At 33.7% G+C, this 7014-nt stretch carries 3 protein-coding genes; all 3 read right to left on the reverse strand.

All coding sequences use genetic code 11. From position 1 onward, the window contains the following. Positions 1 to 136: 136 nt before the first annotated feature. The 3 genes from ACT8VG_RS05580 to ACT8VG_RS05590 all read right to left on the reverse strand — a co-directional run bounded on the left by ACT8VG_RS05580 (position 137) and on the right by ACT8VG_RS05590 (position 6590). Entirely contained in the window at positions 137 to 5212 is a 5076-nt protein-coding gene (locus ACT8VG_RS05580) for a discoidin domain-containing protein (RefSeq protein ID WP_444195368.1), read from the reverse strand. A gap of 253 nt (positions 5213 to 5465) precedes the next feature. Then, complete coding sequence (locus ACT8VG_RS05585) at positions 5466 to 5876, reverse strand: DUF6508 domain-containing protein (protein ID WP_444195369.1); 411 nt, start codon at positions 5874 to 5876, stop codon at positions 5466 to 5468. A 12-nt stretch (positions 5877 to 5888) separates the two neighbouring features. After that, entirely contained in the window at positions 5889 to 6590 is a 702-nt protein-coding gene (locus tag ACT8VG_RS05590; protein WP_444195370.1) for a hypothetical protein, read from the reverse strand. Between the last annotated feature and the right edge of the window lie 424 nt (positions 6591 to 7014).

A 7014-nucleotide genomic window follows, 5' to 3' on the forward strand; every position in this document is an offset into this window, starting at 1 on the left:
CCTTTACAAGTGGAAACCCCCAATAATTTAAAGCGAGTTTTCTATAGACCCCCCTTAAAAATTAAAGATTCGTTTTTTCTTTGTCTTAGAACTCAAAAAAGAGATAGCTTTCGCCATCTCTCAGACCAATTAAGTATTATGATCTTTTCTTTCTCTTAAGTAACATAGCACCTGCTACTGTCATCATAGAGATCCAGCTTGCAATTGATGTTGCATCACCTGTCTTAGCTGGTTTCTTATCCTGAGTAGGATCTTTAGGTGTATCTTTTCCTGTTTCAGGATCTTTTGGAGTTTCCTTATCTACTTCATTAAGTCCAATCACATGTACAGTAAAGTCATGACTTGCAGTCTTTCCTTCTGCATCAGTTACAGTGATAGTAACGATGACATCTGTATCCTTCTTAGGAGTAGTTACTTTACCATCTAATGAGATAATACCTTCAGGACTTACCTTAGTCATAGTAATACTATAGCCTTCTGGTACTTCAGGAAGTACAAACTGTGTCTGTCCCTTAGCAACAACTGACTGTACTTTATTACCTGCAAGTAAATCATCTAGGATATCCTGTGATGATGGTTTAGCTGGAGTTACTTCTACCTTCTTGAAGTTTGCTTTTAGCGTAGTGTTTGTAGTTGCTTCAAATGTATATGGGTTAGAAGTACTTACTTCTTTTCCATTTTCATCTGTCCAGTTTACAAATTCATAACCTTTATTTGCCTTAGCTGTTACAGTCACATTTGAACCTTCTTCATAAATACCATCTTCTTTATCCATAGAGACAGTACCCATGTTCTGATCACTATCTACTACAACTGTATACTTCTTATTTTCAACAGTTACTTTTACAACTACTTTTAAGCCATCTGGGTTTACAACACCTTCTGGTAATGTAAGAGTACCTTCTAATACATATGTACCACATTCATTAGCCTTATAAGATGCTTTATTCCATGTTACGTCTACTTCTTCTGTTTCATTGTTTTCTAATGTAATAGATACTTTGTTTGGTAAATTTAATGAATCAAATGAAGTACCTTTTACTACAGTCAAATCATCTAGTTTCTGGATATTTGTAATCTTTACATCTGCTTCAGAAGACTTTTCAAACTTCGCAATTAAAGCTGTATTACCATTAACCTTGAATGTGTATTCTGCTTTATCAGATACTAGATCACCATTAGGACGATACCATCCCTTAAATACATAACCTCTATTAGGTGTTGCAGTAATAGTTGCAGACTGACCTGCTTTAACTTCCTGACCACCACTTACTTTACCACCTTTTTCTGCTTCTACATAAACAGTATAAGTGTTATTTGTTACTTCTTTATTTGCGATATTGAATTCAGAAATAGCAACCCAACCATCATTAGACTCAGAAGCGACAAACTTGAATCCATATACATTCTGTGTATCAAAAGTAAATGTTTTTTCTGACTTGTTAGCATCAAATGTTTGATCTTTCGCAACTTCTACCCATTCACCATTCTTTTCAGTCTGGATATAAAGTGAAGCTTTAGTCACCTGACCACTGTTAGAATCCTGACGTGGTGTGAATGATACCTGGTTGATTTCATAAGCTTTATCAAATGAAATTTCTGTCCAAATACTTCCATCAGCACCCTTACCTGTACCTGGGGCACCTGATGTAGTAGGAACCTTATCTTTTGTAGCTTGTGACCAGTCTGAATGCCAGATTGTAGAAGGTTTGTTGTCAAATGCCATACCGATAATACCTTCATTCTGACCACCGTGAGCTGTTGGTGTTTCTGATTCAGCTTTTCCTGTCCAAGAAGCTTTATTATAAAGATCTACTTCTGGTGCTTTTTCAGTGACTACTACGTTATCAATAACTGCAGAAACTGTTTCTGTCTTAGAACCAATTCTTTCTAATGGTAAGGCGAATGTTGAATGAGTGATATTGTCTTTCTTCACCATATCATTGTGAATAAACTTACCTTTTGCATCACATACATATTCACCATTAACATAAAGACTTGTCTTCTGCTGAGCTGTAGTGATTGCGATATTGACTTTCTTACCTACTGGTAATTCATAGTCAAAATAATAGTTATAAAGTTCTCTTGTGAATCCTAACTTACCATCTTCCATGATTCTGATATCATGTGTTCCATAGTCAGCATCAGATTCAAATAGGATATCTCCTGGTTTTGCTGGTTTGTTTAGTTTAATATCAAATGATAGCTTATTACCATTACCAAGCTCTTTAATTGGAGAAGTGACATAACTTACACCATCTTTTAATACTAATGCATTATCCTTGATTTCAGTATTCTTTCCTTCTTTAAGGTCACGTTTGTTTTCAGAACTATCCTTTAAACCGTTATTGAAATCATAGCTTTCATAGTTTTCACCCTTTTTATTTTCTTTGTAATAAGGGTTTGTATTAGGTCCTGTTCCTTTATCCTGAGCCACTTTAGCAAGAGCATCAGCACTACCTTTTTCCTTACCAGTCGCAGCCCATGTCTTTTCTGCATAGAATGGTAATGCATCAAAGAAACGCCAGTATAGATCAGATTCACTTAAACCTGATGCACTCTTATCGATGTTATCACTCCATAATGCGAATGCAGCACCTAACATCTGATCATCACCAGCAGGAACATACTTATAAGAACCACCTCTGACTCTTACTTTATTTGCTTCAAACTGATTGAAGATTCTATTTACGTTTAATAAATCTCCATAAGCATTGGCACGTCCTTTGTTTCCATTTGGAACCATGTAACCAAAGTCATCAATTGTATTAATAAGCTTATAGCCCATATCATACATTTCAATACCATCTGCCCAGTCAGCTGACCAAAGGTTCATTTCTACATTATCAATAGCTTCTCTCTTAATCTGAGTCACTGGATTATCTTTAATCCAAGTTAAACCACCCCACATACGTACTGTATTTGTTTCCTTTAGGTGAGGAACTAAATCATTAACGAATCCACGATATGCTGTATAGTTTGATAAGAATTCATCTGCACCAATATGTACAGTTGTTTCTCCATCAAATACTGGATTAGCACCTTTTGTATAATCATCAAAGATTTCTTTGATCTTATCTTTTGTTTCTTTCTTAGAGACATCAAGATGGTCAATAAGTGGTCTGTTTCCATTTAATGGTGATACTTTATTCTGAACCATTAATTCTGGCCATACTTTAGTAAATGAAGTTGCATGAGCAGGAACATCAATTTCAGGTACTACATTCATACCAAGTGCTCTTTCACCCTGGATGAATTCTCTGAAGTCCTTCTTAGAGATAGAATAGTCTTTTGCAGTAGGTGTTTCACCTTTATCGTTAGATAATCCTGATTCTAAACGGAATGCTTCATAGGCTTTAAATGCTTCATTTTCATTATTACCTTTACCATACTGTTCTAAGAAGATGTAGTTATCAGATAAATGAGCCTGGAAGTCATTCATCTTATAGTAACGCATTGTTCTTGCAACTTCCTTCATCATATCCAATGAAACTGGTTTACGTGCTACATCGAATAAGAATCCACGTGTCTTGAAACGAGGATAATCACGCATTTTACCAATCTTATAGCCTTCATTGTCTTCTTTATACATCTGAAGAATTGTCTGCATACCATACATGTTACCTGTTGTATGAACAGAAGCAACATTGATACGGTCTTTCTGGATATCCATTGTATATCCTTCATCACCTAGAAGAGTATCTGGTGCTTTTAATTCAAAGTTAAATGCATTAGACTGAGAAGCACCTTTTTTCACTGTAAGGTTAATACCTGTGAAATCTTTATAATCACGTACAAATTCATCTACAACAGCTTTTAACTTATCATCTGTATAAGTTACTGTCTTTAATGCGTTAACAGAAATCTTTTCTGTTGAGTTTGAATGCCATTCCTGGATTTCTGGAATAACAGTAGGTTTAGTATTCTTATTTACAGACTGTTCATTTATACCTTTTACAACATAGTCAACATCTGCAGTCTTCTTTTCTTTTCCTGTTTCAGTTTCTGTAACTACATAAGAGACCTTTACATTCTTATCAACTAATGGATGAACAATCTTACCATCAGCACCAATGATCTGTTCAAGATCTGCACCATTGATTCTTACAGTAAATCCTGCTGGTACAGCTGGCATATCTAATGTATTGACATCTGCTTCAATTGTCTTACTCTGAGATTCAATAGATGATACAACAGAGTCAAGAGTTGCTTTCTGTGCTGTTTGTTCATTAGAATAAACTTCCATTTCAGCAATACTTACGTTATTCCATGATGATGCTTCAGCAACAAAGTTACAAAGCTTTAATTCTTTTGCTTCAATAGGTTCATCGAACTTAACAACAACTTCGTTATTATAACCATCACCCTTTTTGGTATTAGTAAAGCTCTTTGCAAGTTTTTCTACACCATCTTTATCTTTGTATTTAATATCAAAGCTCTTTACGTTAGATGGCATTGGTGCTACATCTCTTTCAAAGAAATGAATCTTAAGTTCCTTAACGAGAGTCAATCCAGCAAATTTAGTATTTAACCAGATATTAGTAGTTGGAGTTTCATAATCACTTGCCCAGCGGTTCGCTTTTTCTGTGCTTCCATCTTTTACTTTATCTGGACTGAGTGTATTAGCTTCACTACTTGATGCAGTGACTGTAGCATTTGCCATATGGTTTTTATTAGGCGTTGCATCTGCTTTTTCTACAATCTTACTATAAACTTCAATTTCATTGATTCCGACATTCTTCCAATTGATTGTACCTCCATCTGCAGAAAGTACAGTTACCTTTACTTTAGTGGCTTGATGATCTTTATCTAACTGAATGATTTCGTTCTGTTTTGCCTTAGTAGTCTTTCTATATACTTCTTTATATTGTCCATCTTCTTCTAGTTCAATCTTATAGCCTAGAATATTCTGTGCATCATCAGTTCTTTCAAAATTGATATTAATCTGACGTACTGTCTTTTCTCCACCTAGATTAATTTCAATCCATTCATTGTCTGCCTTATTCTGTGCAGTTCCCCAGCGAGTCTTGATATCACCATCTACTGCTTTGCTTGGTGATGTAGAATCTACTTCATAACTACTTGCATTAATAGTACATCCTTTAGCAAGATTTAAGTTTTCTACAGCATAGACTGGTCTTACATCAACAAATGCAGCATTCGCAATCATGACAGTTGCAACTAATCCAATAACACCTTGTTTCTTGTTCATTATCCCTTTTCCTTTCTTTTCTATATAGGACCAACAAAAAAGACCAAAGTACCCCTCTAAAAAAGAAGGTTTACTTTGGTCTTGCCTAATTCAATAGTAACAATCCTATACGTTTTTCATACAGTGAAATGATAGCACTTACAATGTACTTATTCAAGTATTTTTTTTATTAATTGTCTTGTTTCATACTTATAGATGATCCTTACATAAGTTTATCTATTATTAGGTTGAGAAAAAAATCATTGTAGAATGTTTAATCTGTGTCCAATGTTTTTAGTCTTTCTAGCCATTTTGTAATAAAACCATCTTTTAAGAATGCAAGCAATGTCCCCTCACCAAATCTATCTGCACGAATAGCACCAAGAATTAAAGCAATAATACATTGAGCATCTAAATGATCTACTTCTGCTTTAACCATTGGTTCCCAACTCCATTTGATGCCATTGTCTTCTAGGATTTTTATATAATTATGTAATCCCATCTCTTCATGATTATCTACAAAAGAATAGACATCATGAATAAACTGGTCTACAACTACTGAATAGTCTACAAAAGGGAACTGAATTGGATGTTCTGGTGTTCCATCATTCTTCTTATCAATAATCCATGTACCAAATTCTGTTCCTGTGAACTCGTCTAAATATTTAGTTAGATTTTCATACATATAAATCACCTCTTAATAATCTTCATCTGTTTCATCAAACCCATCATCTACACCTTGTCTATAAGAAGGATCAGTGCGATATCTATCATGATCATAATCACCATCATCTACTGCTGAATTATAGCCATCATTATAGGAACTAGATGATTCACTTGATCCATAACTATTGTATTCCTTCTTAGGTTTTGATGGAGTGTAAGTGCTTGGTCCAGGTTTATTTAGTTCATATACTAATTCACCATCAATAGTGAGCTTATCATAATACTGTTGATTTTCTATTTCATAATTATGCTTGTCACCAGATAATTTCATTATGAATCTATCATCTTCTTGAAACAGCACCATTCTTCCTTCTGATTCAAAAGGTTCACCATCCCAAAGTATTTTAGATTCATTCTCATAATAATTCTTATTCCCGTTTACTTCTAGTATCTTATAGAATAAGTCTTTTGCACCACGTTTAGAATCAATAGCTGATTCATAATAATCATCAACTTTATGACTTGAATAAGTGAAGTCTAGTTGATATACAGGTACACCATATGCTTTATTGTATTCAGTATATGAACAACGATCTACCTTAATAGTCACATCTGGAAGATCACTTGTTTGAATATATTCTTGTATTTCTGGTACATATTCTTTTTGATACATTTTTTTGACTTCTGTAGTCTTAAAGCCATACTTTAGATAATTAGGTATTGAACCTTTCATAAAATCTGTAATAAGTATTATAAGCCCTAATAATATTGAAACAATGAAACTGAATAATACGAAATAAAATAATATGTTATCTTTATTTTGATTTTCTTTCATATGAGTAATATTCCCTTCTAGATGTATCTTCTTTCTATAGTTCTATTGTAGTCTATTTCAAAAAGAAATGTGTTGAGTTAGGGTTCTACAATACCTTTTATGAGGGGTTAATAAAATATTTTTATTTAATATAAAAGGACGGGTGTTAAACCGTTCTGACACTTGATGATGATACAATTTATTACAAACTGTGCTAGGAATAGTTAACTTGAGAGTAAAAATATTACAGAAAATAATTGGTGTACTTAAAAAGATCATAATCATCGCATTAAACTTCTTAAATTCTACACCAATTATAGTTAACACTATGAAATAATTACAT

It is taken from the genome of Catenibacterium sp., from assembly GCF_052354645.1.
GTDB classification, from domain to species: domain Bacteria; phylum Bacillota_I; class Bacilli_A; order Erysipelotrichales; family Coprobacillaceae; genus Catenibacterium; species Catenibacterium mitsuoka_A.